General features: G+C 42.0%; 16 protein-coding genes. 9 read left to right on the top strand and 7 right to left on the bottom strand.

Translation table 11 applies throughout. The features are described 5' to 3' along the window. The first annotated feature begins 220 nt into the window (after positions 1 to 220). On the top strand, positions 221 to 727 hold the full coding sequence (locus ACFQ1M_RS05965; RefSeq protein WP_386405333.1) for a nicotinate-nucleotide adenylyltransferase: 507 nt from the start codon (positions 221 to 223) through the stop codon (positions 725 to 727). Positions 728 to 776: 49 nt separating this feature from the next. Here the strand turns inward: ACFQ1M_RS05965 and ACFQ1M_RS05960 are convergent, their stop codons facing one another. Continuing rightward, positions 777 to 953 (bottom strand): hypothetical protein, encoded by a 177-nt coding sequence (locus ACFQ1M_RS05960; RefSeq protein WP_386405330.1) that lies wholly within the window; start codon positions 951 to 953, stop codon positions 777 to 779. Between the two features lie 205 nt (positions 954 to 1,158). Between ACFQ1M_RS05960 and fumC the strand changes: the two genes are divergently transcribed. Further along, the gene (fumC, locus tag ACFQ1M_RS05955; RefSeq protein WP_386405327.1) at positions 1,159 to 2,556 is read left to right on the top strand and encodes a class II fumarate hydratase; all 1,398 of its coding nucleotides are present in this window, start codon (positions 1,159 to 1,161) and stop codon (positions 2,554 to 2,556) included. 35 nt (positions 2,557 to 2,591) lie between these two features. Here the strand turns inward: fumC and ACFQ1M_RS05950 are convergent, their stop codons facing one another. Continuing rightward, the gene (locus ACFQ1M_RS05950; RefSeq protein ID WP_386405324.1) at positions 2,592 to 3,296 is read right to left on the bottom strand and encodes an aspartate/glutamate racemase family protein; all 705 of its coding nucleotides are present in this window, start codon (positions 3,294 to 3,296) and stop codon (positions 2,592 to 2,594) included. Positions 3,297 to 3,425: 129 nt separating this feature from the next. On the opposite strand from ACFQ1M_RS05950, the gene hutI reads away from it, so the two are divergent. After that, positions 3,426 to 4,661, top strand: coding sequence for an imidazolonepropionase (gene hutI, locus ACFQ1M_RS05945; RefSeq protein WP_386405321.1), 1,236 nt, complete (start codon positions 3,426 to 3,428; stop codon positions 4,659 to 4,661). A 50-nt stretch (positions 4,662 to 4,711) separates the two neighbouring features. On the opposite strand, the gene ACFQ1M_RS05940 is transcribed toward hutI, so the two are convergent. Continuing rightward, entirely contained in the window at positions 4,712 to 5,596 is an 885-nt protein-coding gene (locus tag ACFQ1M_RS05940; RefSeq protein ID WP_386405318.1) for a hypothetical protein, read from the bottom strand. Positions 5,597 to 5,703: 107 nt separating this feature from the next. Between ACFQ1M_RS05940 and ACFQ1M_RS05935 the strand changes: the two genes are divergently transcribed. From ACFQ1M_RS05935 to ACFQ1M_RS05925, 3 genes are all read left to right on the top strand, one after another. Further along, entirely contained in the window at positions 5,704 to 6,276 is a 573-nt protein-coding gene (locus ACFQ1M_RS05935; protein WP_386405315.1) for a hypothetical protein, read from the top strand. Continuing rightward, the gene (locus ACFQ1M_RS05930; RefSeq protein WP_386405312.1) at positions 6,276 to 7,292 is read left to right on the top strand and encodes a formimidoylglutamase; all 1,017 of its coding nucleotides are present in this window, start codon (positions 6,276 to 6,278) and stop codon (positions 7,290 to 7,292) included. Before ACFQ1M_RS05935 ends, ACFQ1M_RS05930 begins: the two co-directional genes overlap by 1 nt. A gap of 64 nt (positions 7,293 to 7,356) precedes the next feature. Next, complete coding sequence (locus ACFQ1M_RS05925; RefSeq protein ID WP_386405309.1) at positions 7,357 to 8,331, top strand: bifunctional helix-turn-helix transcriptional regulator/GNAT family N-acetyltransferase; 975 nt, start codon at positions 7,357 to 7,359, stop codon at positions 8,329 to 8,331. Here ACFQ1M_RS05925 and ACFQ1M_RS05920 read toward each other — a convergent pair. From ACFQ1M_RS05920 to aceB, 3 genes are all read right to left on the bottom strand, one after another. After that, positions 8,282 to 10,516: a response regulator gene (locus ACFQ1M_RS05920; protein WP_386405306.1), complete on the bottom strand. Its 2,235-nt coding sequence runs from the start codon at positions 10,514 to 10,516 to the stop codon at positions 8,282 to 8,284. The two genes, ACFQ1M_RS05925 and ACFQ1M_RS05920, sit on opposite strands and share 50 nt — an antisense overlap. 180 nt (positions 10,517 to 10,696) lie before the next feature. After that, positions 10,697 to 11,974: an isocitrate lyase gene (aceA, locus tag ACFQ1M_RS05915; RefSeq protein ID WP_386405303.1), complete on the bottom strand. Its 1,278-nt coding sequence runs from the start codon at positions 11,972 to 11,974 to the stop codon at positions 10,697 to 10,699. A 112-nt stretch (positions 11,975 to 12,086) separates the two neighbouring features. Then, positions 12,087 to 13,685: a malate synthase A gene (gene aceB / locus ACFQ1M_RS05910; protein ID WP_386405300.1), complete on the bottom strand. Its 1,599-nt coding sequence runs from the start codon at positions 13,683 to 13,685 to the stop codon at positions 12,087 to 12,089. A gap of 219 nt (positions 13,686 to 13,904) precedes the next feature. Here aceB and ACFQ1M_RS05905 point away from each other — a divergent pair, with 219 nt between their 5' ends. The 3 genes from ACFQ1M_RS05905 to ACFQ1M_RS05895 are packed head-to-tail and all read left to right on the top strand — an operon-like array spanning position 13,905 to position 16,434. Next, positions 13,905 to 15,380 (top strand): helix-turn-helix domain-containing protein, encoded by a 1,476-nt coding sequence (locus ACFQ1M_RS05905; protein ID WP_386407070.1) that lies wholly within the window; start codon positions 13,905 to 13,907, stop codon positions 15,378 to 15,380. A 57-nt stretch (positions 15,381 to 15,437) separates the two neighbouring features. After that, on the top strand, positions 15,438 to 16,247 hold the full coding sequence (locus ACFQ1M_RS05900) for an MBL fold metallo-hydrolase (protein WP_386405297.1): 810 nt from the start codon (positions 15,438 to 15,440) through the stop codon (positions 16,245 to 16,247). 13 nt (positions 16,248 to 16,260) lie between these two features. Then, positions 16,261 to 16,434: a hypothetical protein gene (locus tag ACFQ1M_RS05895; protein WP_386405295.1), complete on the top strand. Its 174-nt coding sequence runs from the start codon at positions 16,261 to 16,263 to the stop codon at positions 16,432 to 16,434. A gap of 77 nt (positions 16,435 to 16,511) precedes the next feature. Here ACFQ1M_RS05895 and ACFQ1M_RS05890 read toward each other — a convergent pair whose 3' ends face one another. Then, the gene (locus tag ACFQ1M_RS05890) at positions 16,512 to 18,113 is read right to left on the bottom strand and encodes an NADP-dependent glyceraldehyde-3-phosphate dehydrogenase (protein WP_386405292.1); all 1,602 of its coding nucleotides are present in this window, start codon (positions 18,111 to 18,113) and stop codon (positions 16,512 to 16,514) included. Between the last annotated feature and the right edge of the window lie 65 nt (positions 18,114 to 18,178).

Genomic DNA, 18,178 nt, shown 5'->3' with positions numbered 1-18,178 from the left:
AAATATATCTCTTTTTACTTGATTCACAATGATTTAGGATGATATACCCCCTATTTTCGAATAAAATCACACCTCCATAAATAGTACATATAAAAATTTGCACTTTTTAAGCGTTCGCATGAGCAAAATCATTGTCTTGTCTTTGTCTTCGACGTACCTTATAACTATTGAGCTGAGCAGTTCATATTACTGAAATATCAATAACTAAAACAACAAAGCCATGAGAAAATTAATTTTAACGTTACTGGCCTTTGGTATGATCGTGCCTATGATCGCACAAATTATCAAAGAGGAGACATTGTCTGAGGTCACTGTGATGGCCGTCAATTATAAATATTTGGATAATGTACAATCGGAGAGCGCTGCGGTACCGGTTAAGATGCTTGAGAAAAAAGTAGCCACTTATGATCTTAAGGGTTCGGAGCTGTATCAGGATGACTACGATCTATACCAAGTTTCTTTTTACATACCTGAAGGGAAGATCGTTGCCGCATATGATAAAGATGGAAAGATCATACGTACTATTGAAAAGTTTGAGAATGTAAGATTACCCAAGACCATCATGATGGCATTGACGGAGAGGTTTCCCAATTGGAAAGTGGCAAAGGATGTATATCGTGTTAGCTACCACAATAAAAAAGGTACTGACAAGAAATACAAAATTATACTAGAAAATGGTGATAAGCGCATTCGCGTAAAGACAGATGCAGCTGGTAATTTCCTTTAGGATTTGAATTGGCCACAATAAAAAATCCCGCTGTTAGCGGGATTCTTTTTTACTCTTGTCGAGCTTTTGCCTTTCTAGCTTCACGCTTTTCCTTGAGCATTTCTATTATAGAACCACCCACCCAGTAAGGGATCATGAAGGTCAATAAAAAAATCATCAACCAAAATCCTATGGTAAGGATCGATAGGAATGCTAAGAAGCCTAGATATTGGTCAAATTCAAACATAATTTCCGGAAATTTTCGAATTCGTGTTCAAAGATACCACAATAAGGCATGATTTTGCAAATAAATAATTGGTAAAATCTATTTAAAATGAATCCCAAAAGAGAACGGATTTTTAAGGTAATGCCCTTTTGTGAAAAAATCCTTGTATCCCTTTTTGAACTCAAATACGAAAACGTAACTTTGTTTCATCTAAAAGTCAGCTAACATGGAATACCGCATTGAAAAAGATACCATGGGTGAGGTAAAAGTACCCGCCAATAAATATTGGGGAGCGCAGACAGAACGTTCTCGCAACAACTTTAAGATCGGGGCACCGGCCTCCATGCCTATTGAAGTGATCTATGGATTTGCTTACCTTAAAAAAGCAGCCGCCTATACCAACTGTGAGTTGGGGGTATTGCCTATAGAGAAAAGAGATCTGATCGCTCAAGTATGTGACGAGATCCTAGCTGGAAAACACGACGACCAATTTCCTTTGGTGATATGGCAGACTGGTTCTGGTACACAGAGCAATATGAATGTAAATGAAGTGATTGCCAATCGCGCACACGAAATCGCGGGTAATACGATTGGAGAGGGGGAGAAGACCATTCAACCCAATGACGACGTTAACAAATCTCAGTCTTCTAACGACACCTTCCCTACCGGAATGCATATCGCGGCTTATAAGAAGGTCGTGGAAGTGACCATCCCTGGTGTTACAAAACTCAGGAATACCCTAAAGAAGAAATCAGAGGAGTTCAAAGACTGCGTTAAAATTGGTCGCACACACCTTATGGATGCAACACCCTTGACACTGGGGCAAGAATTTTCCGGGTATGTCTCACAATTGGACCATGGCCTGAAGGCCTTGAACAACAGCTTGGACCATTTATCGGAACTAGCGCTCGGAGGAACTGCCGTCGGTACTGGACTAAATACCCCAAAAGGCTATGCAAAGCGTGTGTCTGAGTTCATTGCCACTTTTACAGAACTTCCATTTAAGACGGCTGACAATAAGTTTGAGGCATTGGCTGCTCACGATGCCTTTGTGGAAACCCACGCAGCGTTGAAGCAATTGGCCGTTTCGCTGAATAAGATCGCCAACGACATACGAATGATGGCCTCTGGGCCAAGATCTGGGATTGGAGAGCTGATCATCCCGGCAAATGAGCCAGGCAGTTCGATCATGCCTGGAAAGGTAAACCCAACGCAATGCGAAGCGCTAACGATGGTCTGTGCCCAAGTTATGGGTAATGATGTTGCGGTGACCATAGGAGGTACACAAGGCCATTATGAATTGAACGTTTTCAAACCGATGATGGCGGCGAACGTTTTACAATCGGCTCAATTACTCGGTGATGCTTGTTTCTCTTTTGAAGCACACTGCGCTGCGGGCATCGAACCGAATCATTCGCGCATCAAAGAACTGCTGAATAATTCACTGATGTTGGTCACTGCATTGAATACGAAAATTGGCTACTACAAAGCCGCCGAGATCGCCAATACGGCCCATCAAAATGGCACCACCCTAAAAGAGGAGGCCATCAATCTAGGATATGTCACAGCCGAAGAATATGACGAATGGGTAAAGCCAGAGGATATGACCGGCGGATTGAAATAATGAAAAATGAAAAACCAGATGATAAAAACGCTGACCTAGGTCAGCGTTTTTCCTTTGATGGCTTCTTTAAAGGCAGCCGTAGCATGAATCAAAGTTGTATTGAAGGTAGGTTTTGAAATATCATCATCTTGTATCAATAATGGAATTTCGGTACATCCTAAGATCACACCCTCCGCACCTTGGTCGATTAGGTTTTCTATGATTTTAATATAGAAGTCTTTCGAACTTTTCAATATCCTCCCTTTGGAGAGTTCATCGTAGATCACCCTATGGATCTCTGCTCTGTCTTTTTCTTCTGGAATGATCGCTGCTATCCCAAAATTCTTAAGAACATCTTTGAAAAATTCCTTCTCCATCGTGTATTTCGTACCTAGCAAAGCCACCTTTTTTAATCCTTTGGATTTTATTTCTCGTGCGGTGACCTCGGCAATATGAATCACTGGAAGACCTACAGCTTCACGAATGGCACCGATACATAGATGCATTGTATTGGCACAGATGATTAGCTGCTCTGCTCCTGCCGCTTCCAGGTTTTTTGCGGTCTCTGCCATCATATCATTCAATAGATCCCATCTCCCTTCAGACTGCAGCTTTGCCACTTCTTCAAATTGAACCGAATAAATGATACATTTTGCCGAGTGTTTGCCTCCTAAGCGTTTTGCGGCGAGTTCGTTCAATATTTGATAATACAGGATGGTCGATTGCCAGGTGATCCCGCCGATAAGCCCTATGGTCTGCATATGATTGGTTTTGAAGTTAAAGATAGTGAGATGTCGAACCAAGTAAAGCATTATCGATATTGGCTCTCTCAAATTTTATTATTTTTTAAGTTAAAAAATATTCACCTTTGAATAACTAAAACTAAGCAATTGACCACACTTATTACAAATATCAAGGAGTTGCTTCAGGTCAGAGCTTCTGGAGTACAAAGAGTTGCAGGTTCAGAAATGAAAGAACTCCCAACGATAAAAGATGCGTTTCTATATATCGAAAACGGAATCATCGTTGATTTTGGACCTATGTCGGCCATATCTTTAAGGACTGCAGACAGCACCATCGATGTCAAAGGAAAAATGGTGCTTCCCACTTGGTGTGATAGCCATACCCACATCGTATATTCAGGAAATAGAGAACAAGAGTTTGTAGACCGGATCAACGGGCTTAGTTATGAAGAGATCGCCAACCGGGGTGGTGGTATTTTAAATTCAGCAAAGACATTACAACAGACTTCAGAAGAAGACATCTTTGATCAATCTGCCAAACGCCTCGAAGAAGTGATCGAGCTAGGAACAGGCGCCATCGAGATCAAAAGTGGCTATGGACTAACGGTCGATGCCGAATTGAAGATGTTACGCGTCATCAAAAGACTACAACAGCATTATGAACTACCTATAAAAGCAACATTCCTTGGCGCTCATGCTGTTCCCCAAGAGTTTAAGAATGATAAAGACAGCTATTTAGATCTGATCATAGAGGAAATGCTTCCAAAAATTGCGGAGGAAAAACTAGCCGATCATATCGATATCTTTTGTGAAACGGGCTACTTTTCGGTGGAAGATACTGACAGGCTGCTCACAGCGGGGAAGAAATTAGGCCTGACTCCAAAGATCCATGTGAATCAGTTCACAGCGATAGGAGGCGTTCAGGTCGGCGTAAAGCACAAGGCCCTTTCGGTTGACCATTTAGAGCAAATGCGAGAAGTGGATATCCAATCGTTAAAGGGTTCGGACACCATGCCAGTAGCGCTTCCATCCTGCTCTTATTTTCTGGGTATTCCATATACCCCAGCCAGAAAGATGATCGACGCAGGACTTCCGTTGGCGTTGGCGACCGATTATAATCCAGGTTCCACCCCCAGCGGAAATATGAATTTTGTGGTCAGCACCGCTTGCATCAAGATGAAGATGACTCCAGAAGAGGCCATCAATGCTGCAACCATTAACGGGGCGTACGCCATGGGGCTCTCTAAAACACTAGGCAGTATCACCAAAGGAAAAAAAGCAAATTTGATCATCACCAAAGAAATTCCCAGTTACGGCTTTTTGCCTTATGCCTTTGGAAGCAACTGCATCGACAAAGTATTGCTAAATGGAAAAGAAGTATAAAAAAAGACCTCAGTAAGAGGTCTTTTTCAAATGATGCTATGGTCAAATTTTTATTTCAATGTAAACTCCGTTTGAGATACCAATTTAAAATCCTCAAAGATATTGACTATGTATCTTCCTTTGGCGAGTTCCGTTCCAGATGCAGGGTCGATATAATCACATACGTCTAACACCTGATTCTCATAGAAGAATTTGGTCTTTTTGCTATAGTTCAATGATTCCTCACCTTCCGAAAGTATGGCATTCTCGCCCAACACATTATTATTGGGGTCGAGTACCTGAAGATAGAACATTCTATCACCAGATTTTGCGATCTTATTTTCAGAAAGAGAGAAACACACTCTAACTTTATCGGCTCTTTTGGCCCGCTCTGTAGAGACAAGCTTCCCTGACGAACGTACCTTGATACCTTCGGCATTAAGTCCTGATAAGGTAATCGCTGAGCCTTCCGCCACGATCTTGGCCAATTCGAGATTCTGTACCGCGAGTGAGTCTGTGAATTGACGCTCGGCATCTAAGGCGAGCAAAGTGCTGTCGCGCTCAAGGGTGAGCAATCTGTTTGAAGAACGTAACGAATCATTCTCTGCCATGAGTCGCTTGCGCTCATCTTTTAAAATACGCACTTGTTTTCTGAATCGTCTTAGATAAGCGACATCGGCTTTGGCGGATTTAAGCGAATCTACATATTTGTCGATGCGCATTCTAAAATCGGCAAGATCTTGATTAAGGATATCATTCTCGGCCTCCATCTCCTCCATGTCCAACTTTATATCCTCATATTCCTTGATGAGTTCCTTTTTATCCTCTTCAAGGTTCATCGCTACTTGTTTCTGGTCGGAATACAACTTGGTACCAAATACAACACTACCCAATAATAGTGCGGCCAAGACACCTAAAGCTACTTTAAAACCTTTGTTACTCTTTGAACTTTCCATAAGTAAGGTTATTTAAAATTAATAATTTTTAAGGTTGTTAAAAAATGGGTTCTATAACTGGTTAAGAACTCCTAAATTAGAAAACTATTATATCTAACAGTAATATTTTGTTAACAAAATTCGAAATAATTTCGGACAAATCTATCTCCCAAGCCTTTGCAAGGGTTAATATATACGAACTTGAATCAGCTTTGGATTATATTAAGAATTTGCCTTATGGCAGGACCAGTTCAAGAAACGACCTACGTCTAGTGTTAAGCGAAAAGAAAGGTAGTTGCAGCTCCAAGCATGGATTAATAAAACAATTGGCCATTGAAAATGACTGGAAAGCCGTGCAACTCTTTCTAGGTATCTACCTAATGAATAGTTCGAATACTCCAAGGATAGGAGACATTTTGCTACAAGCAGGTATAGCGGAGTTACCTGAGGCACATACGTATTTGAAGATCGATGGAACATTGGTGGATCTAACATTCAAAGAAAATAAAGTGCCAAAGTTTCTCGATAGCCTATATTATGAGGAGGAAATATCAGCTGATCAGATCAACCATTATAAAAGGAACTTACACAGGAAGTTCTTGGATAATTGGAGCGCTGAAAAAAATCTGGGATTTTCGTTAGAACAACTCTGGCAGATTAGGGAAAAATGTATCTTAGCATTGAGCAAACCCAAAAATTGATGCCATACTTAAAGGTTTACAATAAGGCGCAGGTAGATGCTGTGGTAAAGAAGCGTAAAGGCGAAACCAAATTTGGTGAGCGCGTGCTAACTTTAGAAAGTCATCAAAACCTACATGAGCAATTGATACGAAGCGACGCCAAATACGTACTTGTCGGTATCAAGGAAGATATTGGTGTCAAAGCGAATCTTGGCCGCATTGGGGCAGCCAATGCTTGGGAACCAACGTTAGCAGCACTCTTGAATACACAGCACAACAAATACAACAAGGGAAGTGCTTTGCTTTTGTTGGGTTGCTTGGACTTTTCAGAATTACAGAAAGAGGCTAAAGATCTCAGTCCCTCCATACCCGAATCGCTAGAGCGGCTTTATGAATCGGTAGCTGTCATCGACAAGGAAGTCACTCAACTCAGTTTTGAGATCATTTCTGCCAAAAAAACACCCGTCTTTGTCGGAGGTGGTCATAATAATGCCTACGGAATCATCAAGGGAGCGGCATTGGCCCATAATAAGAGGATAAACGTCATAAATTTTGACGCCCATACCGATTTGAGGGCCACCAGCGGAAGGCATAGCGGCAATGGTTTTAGTTATGCCATGGCAGAGGGATTCCTTAAGAACTATTTCGTCTTTGGCATTCATGAGAATTATACCTCTAAAAAGCTATTTGAAAAATTAGAAGCATCCGCCCATCAAATTCAATACAATACCTTTGAAGAATTGGAAGTGGATGGAGTGAAAAGTTTTGACCACCAGCTACATAAAGCGTTGGACTTTATAAAAAAATCTCCTTTTGGTATAGAACTGGATGTGGATGCCATAGAAAATATTCCAAGCAGTGCCAGAACGCCTAGCGGTTTCTCCTCAACCCAGGCAAGAAAGTACGTCCGGTTCTTCGGAAAGCAAAAGAATGCTGCCTATTTACATATTTGTGAGGCGGCTCCAGATGTCAATTCCCCTGAAGAACAGCACTTGATAGGCAAGCTGCTGAGTTATTTGATCACGGACTTTATTTGACCCTTCAGTTCGAAATGTTCAACCTTTATTTATATATTTACATAAGCACTTATATAAATAACTTATGGATTATTTACAGAGCTGTCGGGAGCTTGTCTTAGGGTCGAGATTGAGAAGGCTGAGCGATAGGGTCATGAAAGAAATTCAGAAAGTTTATGACCACTTCAATATTGATTTCGACCCATTCTTGTTTCCAGTGATGAAGATCATCTTGGATCATGAGGTCGTGACCACGGCAGAAATCACCAAAAAATTAGCCGTGACACAACCTGCGACGACCCAAGCCATCAACAAATTGAACAAAAAAGGACTGCTGAACATCCATGAAGATAAGTTGGACAAACGAAAAAAATTGGTTTCATTGAGTCCAAAAGGAACCGCTTTGGTATCAGAGATGCGTCCTCTCTGGGCCAGTATCGAGATAGTGGTGAAACAATGCACCTCTCACCCTTCAGATCATTTGATCGAACATCTAGAACACTTTGAGCAGGTTATTCAAAAAAAAACGCTTAGCGAACAGATTATTCAAATGCACCATATGACACAATTAGAAAAGGTACATATCATTCCTTTCGAGCCAAAATATGCCGCAGACTTTCGAGATTTGAACGTTGCTTGGCTGGAAAAATATTTTGTCGTAGAACCCCACGATGTCGTCTTGCTAGAACAGTGTGAGGAGACCATCGTTAAAAAAGGGGGATATATCTTCTTTGCGAAGATAGGGCAAGCAATAGCCGGTTGCTATTCTTTGATCAAGGTAGGCCATCGTGCGTATGAACTTGGAAAAATGGCCGTATCCCCGGAATTTCAAGGAAAGAAAATTGGCCAAAAGCTTATGCAACACTGTATCGAATTTTCCAAGCAACAAGGCTGGGAAACACTTATGCTCTATTCGAATACAAAGCTGGAAAACGCCATTTATATCTATAGAAAGTTTGGATTCGAGGAAATTGAACTAGAAGACAATGCTCCCTATATGAGAAGTAACATCAAGATGCAGTTGACGTTACAAGACGGTGACTCTCGTAATCCGCGATAGTGATGTTCTTATAGACCACCTTGAACAATAACGATTTTTCGTAGGGCTTAAGCACAAAATCGTTCATGCCGGCCTCGAATAGATCCTGACCCAATTCTTCAATTCCAACGGCAGTCAAGGCGATGACCGGTGTTTTTGTATCAAACCTACGTATGCTGCGTGTGGTCTCGATACCATTGATGTCGGGCATGTTAATATCCATCAGAACAAGATCATAAACGTTCTCCTCTACCTTGCTTATAGCATCATATCCATTATCACAAACATCGCAATGCATGCCTTGAAGTTCTAACACCTTCCTGGTCACTACTTGATTGATCTTGTTGTCATCCACGATCAGTACCTTCCTGTTCTTGAGCCGTCCTGTTATATATTCGAGCTCTTCTTTTGAAACACAATTAGCGGGTGTGTCCAACAAGAGGTCGAACGTAAATGTGGCCCCTTCACCTATATCGCTCTCCAACTTTATTTCACTTCCAAAAAGTTGCAAGAGACGTTTTACTATGGCCAGCCCCAGGCCAGAACCTGAAATGTCGTTTTCTTTCCTATTCACTTGAAGATAATCGTTGAAGATATCCTCTTGCTTGTCTTTTGGGATGCCCTCGCCATCATCCTTTATACTAAAGTGAAGGCGATGCTTTCCTTTATCTAACTGATGTGTTATTGAAAGCCAAATATTCCCGTTGTGCGTGAACTTCAACGCATTGCCAATTAAGTTCACCAATATTTGAGAGATTCTAACAGAGTCTCCAAGTAATTTCTTTGGGATATTCTTATCCAAGGCAACATGCAACACGTTTTTGTTCTCCTGCGCAGCATATTCAAAGGAGGCAATGACCTTCTCTACCAGTTTAAATATGTTAAACTCGCGTGGCGATAACACCACCCCGTTAGAATCGATCTTGTTCAATTGTAAAACATCGTTGATAAGCGAAAGCAAATAATCTCCCGAAAACTTTAAGGATGTCAAATACTCCTTGTTCTTTTCCACATCTTTACTTTCCATTAGAAGCGTCGTCAATCCTATGACTCCATACAGTGGGGTTCTCAATTCATGGCTTATGGTAGAAAAGAAATCCGTCTTGGACCTAGAAAGTGCCTCTGCCTTTTCCTTTGCCTCGCGTAGCTCTTTATTTTTGACACTTAGCTCTTTGATCACTACCCTTTTAAATCTGTTGGTCTTAAAAAGCGTCAAAAGGAAAAGTAGCATAATGATCGCACCTATAGAGACCGCATATATGGTATGTTTTGATTTTTCCAATGTAAGTTGTTGACTGTCTCTTTCTTTCTTGGAAGCATCCAACTGACTCTGATATTCCTCTAGCTCAAATTTTATATTCGCAGCTTCTAGATGTTTTATTTTTTTGCTGTCATAGATCCTATCTTCATTTTCCATGTGCTTTAGCAAAGCGTCATACGCTTCAGCCTTTTTCCCTTGCGCCTTCAAGAGCTCTGAATAACCCAGATACGCGCTAGAAGCTTCAATGACGTGACCGCCAGCCTCTGCATCGGAGATTGCAGATTGAAAATATGAGGTGGCCAAAGAATATTGTTCTTTTGATGTATAATACTTCCCGAATAGGAAATTTAATTGCGAAGACGACTCCGTATTGCTATCCATTTTTAGATATCGCTCCGCATCTTTCAGATAAGGATATGCTTCCTCAAATTTACCGCTGTCGATATAACTCCAACCAATATTCAATTTGGCTCCCATCATTTCGGCAGGAATATTTAAACGCTTGCCAATATCGTATGCTTTCTTATAGTATTCTATGGATTGGTCCATGGTCTCCTCATGCTGACCAAAAATATTCCCCAAGTTATTGTAACTCCAACAAATGAGGGTGTCGTTCTTGGACTTCATGGCGTAGAGAAGGCATCGTTCATAATTTCTTTGTGCCTTTTCTATATCGTCGATGCTCTCGTAAATGATGCCAATAAAATTATAGCCCTCTGCCTGATAGCCTGGATAGTTTAACTCCCTGGCCAATTGGACCAGTCTGGCGCTATATTTTAAGGATTCCTTGTAGTTGTAGGCATAGTACTCGTCGCTGGCCTTATGAAGCAATGAATCCAACATTTCTCTTTCATTGGCAACTTGACCAAATGAAAGAAAATTGAGAAAACATATAGAGACAAACGTAAGTAAGTTAACGGGACAACTGCTTTTGTAACTTTTCAATTCTTTTAAGTTTGAGGGCATGCAAAAATAGCAAAATATCTCGATCGGACAAGGCTGAAATACAGATACATAATCAAAATATATTAAGCCCTTAAAATAAATAAGGCGCCACAATGAATCGAGGCGCCTTTTTAAAGAAAATCACATCAAAAAATAAAAGCAGATACTACTTTTATATCACTAAAATTGTGCTACCTCGGTAGAACCTTTCATCGCAACCGTAGAGGCAGTGCCCGCGGTAACTGTGTTTTGTACTGCATCGAAATAGGTGGTCCCTACAAAGGACTGATGCTTTACAGCTCTAAAACCTTGTTCTTGCAAGGCAAATTCGCGCTGCTGAAGTTCTGAATATCCAGCCATACCACGTTCCTTGTATGCTTTGGACAATTCGAACATACTTGTATTTAGAGCGTGGAAACCAGCCAGGGTGATGAACTGAAATTTATATCCCATTTTGGCAAGTTCTTCTCTAAACGTCTCCATCTCTTCGACGCTCAATTTTGCCGCCCAATTGAAGGAAGGCGAACAGTTATACGCCAACATCTTACCAGGAAACTGGGCATGGATGGCTTCGGCAAATTTCCGAGCCTGCTGTAGATCTGGGGTGGACGTCTCCAACCAAATGAGGTCTGCAAATGGCGCATAGCTTAGACCGCGATCGATCCCTTGCTCCAATCCATTCTTCACGTAGAAAAAACCTTCATTAGAACGTTCGCCTGTACAAAATTTCTTGTCTCTATCATCGACATCGCTCGTCAAAAGATTGGCCGCTTCAGCATCGGTACGGGCAATGATCAACGTAGGTGTATCCATCACATCTGCAGCCAAACGAGCAGCTACCAATTTATTGATGGCCTCTTGCGTAGGCACAAGCACTTTGCCTCCGAGATGCCCACATTTTTTAGCCGAGGACAATTGATCTTCAAAATGCACCCCAGAAGCACCGGCCTGGATCATTGCCTTCATCAATTCGAAAGCGTTCAAATTACCTCCAAAACCAGCTTCAGCATCAGCAACAATGGGCACCAAATAGTCTTTTTTCACTTCGGCCCCATTTACAGACTGGATCTGATCTGCTCGCAATAAGGCGTTGTTGATGCGCTTTACGACCATCGGTACGCTATTGGCAGGATAAAGCGATTGATCGGGGTACATCTCACCGGCCAAATTAGCATCGGCCGCCACTTGCCACCCACTGAGATATATTGCTTCGAGGCCTGCCTCTACTTCTTGTACAGCCTGGTTTCCTGTTAAGGCGCCGAGTCCGGCCACCCAATCTTGAGTATTCAGTTTCTTCCAAAGAATCTGTGAACCTCTTTTCGCTATGCTATGTTCAATGCGATAAGACCCTTGTAGCTTAACCACCTCCTCGGCGGTATAAGGGCGTTCGATTCCTTTCCAACGTGGATCGGTTGTCCAATCGGTTACTAATTGCTGAATTCGCTCTTGTGTTGTCATTTTTAAAAGTGTTAATTAGTACTACTATTGTTCTCGATTGGGATGTAGTATCCCTGTCCCATTAAAAAATGGGGATTCTTATTAATGAATAACTATTGTCTTTGTTGAATTTCTAAAGCAGCTTGTAGGCTGGTAAGGTCAGAAATTCTTCGAATTCTTCTTGGACGACCAGTTTTTCGAAAAGTGCGATGGCGTTTTCAAACTGACCATTCTCAAAACGCTCCTTACCCACCTGTACCTTCAATTTTCTCACTTCGTCTTCAAACAGTTGAACATAAAGCTCCATATCAAGTTGTCTGCCATCGGCCAAATAGGCACGTGAATGCAACCATTGCCAAACCTGTGTCCTAGATATCTCGGCCGTTGCGGCATCCTCCATAAGATGGTAAAGTGCGACTGCCCCATTTCCGCGCAGCCAAGCCTCGATATAAAGTATGGCCACATTGATATTCTTTCGGATACCTTCCTCGGTGATCGTCCCGGATGGACGCTCTAACAGGTCTGCCTCGGTAATTTTAAGATCGGCACGCTTCACATGGATTTGATTGGCCGTAGGCATGTTCTCGTCAAAGACCTTTTTTGCTAGCGCCACCAATCCCGGATGTGCCACCCAAGTACCATCGTGGCCATTTTTCACCTCCCGCTCCTTATCTTTTCTCACCTTATCCATGGCAGCCTCATTAGCCTCAGGATTTCCCTTTATTGGAATTTGTGCCGCCATTCCGCCCATAGCATGAATACCACGTTTGTGACAGCGTTGTATCACCAACTTGGAATAAGCCGACATAAAAGGTGTTTCCATGGTCACCTGGTCTCGAATGGGGACCACAAAGTTTGGCTGCCCCTTTAATTTCTTTATGTAAGAAAATATATAATCCCATCTCCCACAATTGAGTCCGACGATATGGTCCTTTAACTCAAAGATGATCTCGTCCAATTGAAAACTAGCCGTGATCGTCTCGATCAACACGGTAGCTTTGATGGTGCCCTTGGGAACACCAAGATATTCTTGTGCAAAGATGAACACATCGTTCCACCATCTTGCCTCGAGATAATGCTCTAGCTTTGGGAGGTAAAAGTAAGGGCCACTTCCTTGCGCAATCAACTTTCTTGCATTGTGAAATACATATAATCCAAAGTCCACCAAACTCCCAGCGGCCTCTTCATTTCCAATGAGCAGATGGCGTTCTTGGAGATGCAAGCCTCTCGGACGAACTATCAATGTAGCGGTCTCCTCCTTAAGTTTGTATGGTTTGTCCTTGACCGGGTCGTAATAATAAATAGTTCCATCTATCGCATCTGAAAGGTTCTGCTGCCCCTTGATATTGTTTATCCAGCTAGGTGCATTGCTGTCTTCGAAATCGGCCATGAATGTTTTGGCTCCAGAGTTCAATGCATTGATCACCATCTTACGGTCGACCGGCCCGGTGATCTCCACTCTTCGGTCAATAAGGTCTGTTGGAATGCTCCCAGCAGTCCACTCGGAATTTCGTATATCCGCCGTTTCCGCTGGAAAGGTTGGCAATTTCCCTTTATCGAATTCGAACTGCTGTAACTCGCGTTGCCTAAGCAATGACAGACGACGTGTATTGAACCTCTCGTGAAGCGTCGCTAAAAAATCGAGTGCCTCGTCTGTAAGAACCTCAGGGAAGTATTGCTGTACTCCCTTTGCGAACTGGATCTTGTGTGTGGTCATTGTGATGTTCTCCATAACTGTAAGGTTTTGATCTATTGCTGTTAAATTGTTTTATTGTCTGTGTTTTTCAGATGTAGAATGCAGGTGTTTCCACTAAACATGTTCTGCATTTATTTCCTTTCATTGGACAATATTAAAACAAAGGATTTTAAAAAACAAGCGAACGTTCGCTAAATATTTAAAATTCTTTAATTTTTTAATTTCCGCAAAGTTGTTATATTTGTTTCTATCATGATAGAAGAAGAATATGTACGCCTTATTTTTGGGCTCAAACTCAAGCAGATACGCACAGATAGAAACCTTTCACTTTTTGGGCTCTCTAAACTTTGTGGGCTTTCAAAATCATATCTCAACGAAATAGAAAAAGGGAAAAAATACCCAAAGACCGACAAGATCGTGATCCTTTCGGAAGCACTAGACGTCCCTTATGACCAATTGGTGTCGATCAAATTGGATAAGAATTTGGCGCCTATTGGAGAGATCCTTCAGTCCAAGATCCTAAAGGAGATCCCATTGGACCTATTTGGCATTCAGGAAAGTGACCTCATCGATATCATTGCCGAGGCCCCAGCAAAGGTCAACGCGTTTATCAGTACCATTATTGAAATCGCGCAGAACTACAATCTAAGTCGAGAAAGTTTCTTTCTGGCATCGCTGCGGTCTTATCAAGAGGCGAACAACAACTTTTTTGGAGACATCGAGAAACGGGTAGAAGATTTTGCAGAGGCCTATCATATAGACCTTAGCAAGCCTATATCTAGCAAAGAACTCGAAGAGATCTTGATCGAAGAATATGGCTATGTGATCAACAATGATGAATTGGATAAACATAAAGAATTGAACAGCCTTCGTTCGGTCTTTGTTCCCAAAACAAAGACCTTGCTTCTAGACAGCTCTATGGATGAACCACAACGCACCTTTATCTACGCTAAGGAGATCGCTTACAATTTTTTGGCCTATGACGAACGATTATATACTTTTTCCTGGATAAAATTTAAAAGCTTCGACCAGGTCTTGAACAACTTTTATGCATCCTATTTCGCCGGAGCCCTGATCATTCCAAGAAAGACCTTGGTCCCCCAGCTGGAAACCTTCTTCAAGAATAAAAGCTTTAGACCAAAGGCATTTATAAAAATGATGTCGGAATACAATGCCTCTCCTGAATCTTTCTATCAAAGGCTTACTAACATCTTACCAAAGGACTTCAAATTACAGGACTTGTTCTTCTTGCGATTTACGCATCGTGCAGGAGACGAAAAGTTCCATCTAAAAAAAGAACTGCATATCACCCATCAGCAATCACCCCAAGCCAATGAGACGAACGAGCACTATTGCCGCAGGTGGATATCGATAAAGACGTTGGAGGAAATCACCAAGACCAAAGATGCACATGTCTTTGACATTCAGATCTCTCAATATGATGATAGCAACAACGAATACCTAGTACTATCGTCTGCAACAGCAGATCCGTTTAGGGAACATTATTATCGTAGCATCAGTATAGGCTTTCTGATCTCGGCCCATCTTAAAAGAAAAGTATTGTTTACGGAGGACAAGACCATCAAAAAAAGACTTGTTGGCGTTACTTGCGAACGATGTTCGGTTGCAGATTGTAAAGAACGAAAGGCCGCACCGAAACATCTTATACGAAAAGAAGCGCACCAAAGAACAGCCGCCGTGGTGGATGACCTGATGCAACGCTTTTCTTAGTAAGTTAGCGACATAAGCTTTAAAAAGTTAGTATCTTTATACAAAACCATCAACGCTATGAAAACGAGTACATTGACATGGGTCTTTAGCATGATCTTGCTTGTATGCTGCAAGACAGAAAAGAAAGAATCACAAGAAGATAGTTCGGCGACCGAGACAGCAGTCAAGGAGGTAGTCAAAAAAGACACTTCAGAGATCAAAATACGACCAATCCAACATGCCACCGCCGTTCTAGAGTGGAACGGCTATTCGATCTACATCGATCCAACCGGTGGTGCCGAGGCCTTTCAAGGATGTAATGCTCCAGACCTCATTCTGATCACCGATATCCACGGGGACCATTATAATCTGGAAACCTTACAAGCTTTGAATACCTCAAAATCGAAAATTATTGTCCCTCAAGCAGTGGCCGACAAAATGCCTCAGACCTTTGCTGCTCAGATCGATGTACTGAACAATGGCGAAAGCAAAGAGCGTCTTGGGATCCTGATCGAGGCCATCCCGATGTATAATTTAAGAGAAGAGGCTCTAAAATTCCATGAGAAGGGACGTGGCAATGGCTATGTGCTGAACATGGGAGGGCAACGTCTTTATTTTTCGGGCGACACAGAAGATATTCCAGAGATGCGCAATTTAAAGGACATCGACAAAGCCTTTGTTTGCATGAATCTCCCCTATACCATGACTGTAGAGCGCGCCGCTGATGCCGTGTTGGAATTCAAACCCAAAAAAGTATATCCCTATCATTACCGCGGTAAACCCGATTTTAGTGATGTGCAAAAATTCAAAGCGCTCGTTCAAAAGGGCGAAAATGAGCAGGATATCGAGGTAGTGCAATTGGACTGGTATCCTTCGCAAACGAAATAAAAACGACCAGATAATGGAATCAGAAAGTGTGGTAGATATAGGCAGTATAAATCCTTGGATCTCTATTGCCATAGTAGTTTTTCTTTTCCTACTTGTCATTGTTTTAGTACGACAAATAACCTTGATAAAGAAGTATAAGAAATTAAAAAACGATTTCGAAGAAAGAGATATTGAAAACAAGCATTGAGATGAAGTGCATAAATAGAGAAAGCCTCCACTAAGGAGGCTTTCTGCTAACTAAAACTAACTAAACATATATACTGTCTAAAGTATATAATCTGTACTAACAAAGTTGGAAACCTTAGTTGCTAACAACTTCGCTAAAATTTCGTTATTATGCTCATTGTCTTTGGAGGCCACGAATGTTCTGATAGAAAAGGATCTTAGCGCATCATGAACGCTTAAGGTACTCACAGCAGAATCCTTCCTTCCGGTGAATGGATAGACATCTGGGCCTCGTTGGCAGGAACTATTGAGATTAACTCGGCACACCAAGTTTACAAGATTATCTATCAGAGGTGCCAATGAGTAAACATCCTTCCCGAATAGGCTTACCTGCTGTCCGTAACTGCTATCGGCAATATCATTGATAGGCTCCTCGATATCGCTGAAGGATAAAACCGGCACAACGGGACCAAATTGCTCTTCATGATAGACACGCATTTCTTTGTTTACTGGGAATAGGACGGCTGGAAAGATAAAATTCTCTGAAACTTCACCTCCTTTTTTATTGATCACCTTGGCGCCTTTGCTAACCGCATCATCTATTAATTCTTGAATATAATCCGGTTTTCCAGGCTCTGGCAGCGGCGTTAATTTTACGCCATCTTCCCACGGGTTTCCGAACTTCAGGGCATCCACGGCTGCCGCATATTTCTGAAGGAATGCATCTTTGATCTCGTCATGAACATATACTATCTTCAAAGCAGTACATCGCTGACCGTTAAAAGAGAGTGTTCCAGCAATACATTCATCCACCGCAAGATCTAGATCGGCATCCGGTAAAATAATGGCTGGATTCTTTGCTTCCAATCCAAGTACCAAACGCAGTCTATTCTTGTTAGGATGCTGATCCTGCAGTGCTATGGCAGATTTGCTATTTCCGATCAAGGCAAGGACATCGATTCGCCCACTTTGCATGATTGGAGCTGCCACTTCCCTTCCCCTGCCATAAACGATATTCACTACACCTTTTGGGAATGCCTTATGAAAAGCCTCTAAGAGAGGTGATAGTAGCAAGACTCCGTGCTTTGCGGGCTTAAAGATGCACACGTTGCCCATAATGATGGCCGGAATCAACAAGGCGAAGGTCTCATTCAAAGGATAGTTATAAGGCCCAAGACACAACACTACCCCGAGCGGTCCGCGACGAATATGTGCATAGACACCACTATTCTTATGAAACTTGGCACTATCCCTATCCATTTGTTTATAATCTTCAATGGTGTCATAGATGTACTCTACCGTGCGGTCAAATTCCTTCTCGGAATCTGGAAGGTTCTTCCCTATTTCCCACATCAGATATTTCACAACCTCCTCACGTTTGGTCTTCATGATCTCTACGAAAGTCTCCATCGCGGTGATTCGTTCTGCCACTTTCATGGTGGGCCAAACTCCTTTGCCTTTATCGTAGGCTTTTCTAGCTGCAGATAATGCCTCCTGAGCAGCTTCCTCTTGCATGCGTGGAATACTTCCAAGCAAGGTTGGCGCAAATTCGCCTTTATCGTTTTCGGTACGGATCGAAGAGAATACATCGGTCATTTCGCCCTTCCATTCTTTCAATTCCCCATTGACCAAATAGGTATTTTGTTTGATCAGCTCTTGAATCTGGTATTTTTCTGGTATTGCTACTTGTGTTGTAGGCATAAAGTTGGTTTTAGTATTAATAACGCGAAGTTTTCAACGAGCATCCTCGCTTTGCTCAATTGGTG

It is taken from the genome of Sungkyunkwania multivorans (assembly GCF_042675645.1).
GTDB classification, from domain to species: Bacteria; Bacteroidota; Bacteroidia; order Flavobacteriales; family Flavobacteriaceae; genus Sungkyunkwania; species Sungkyunkwania multivorans.
This window is presented reverse-complemented; position numbering and strand designations above follow the sequence as displayed.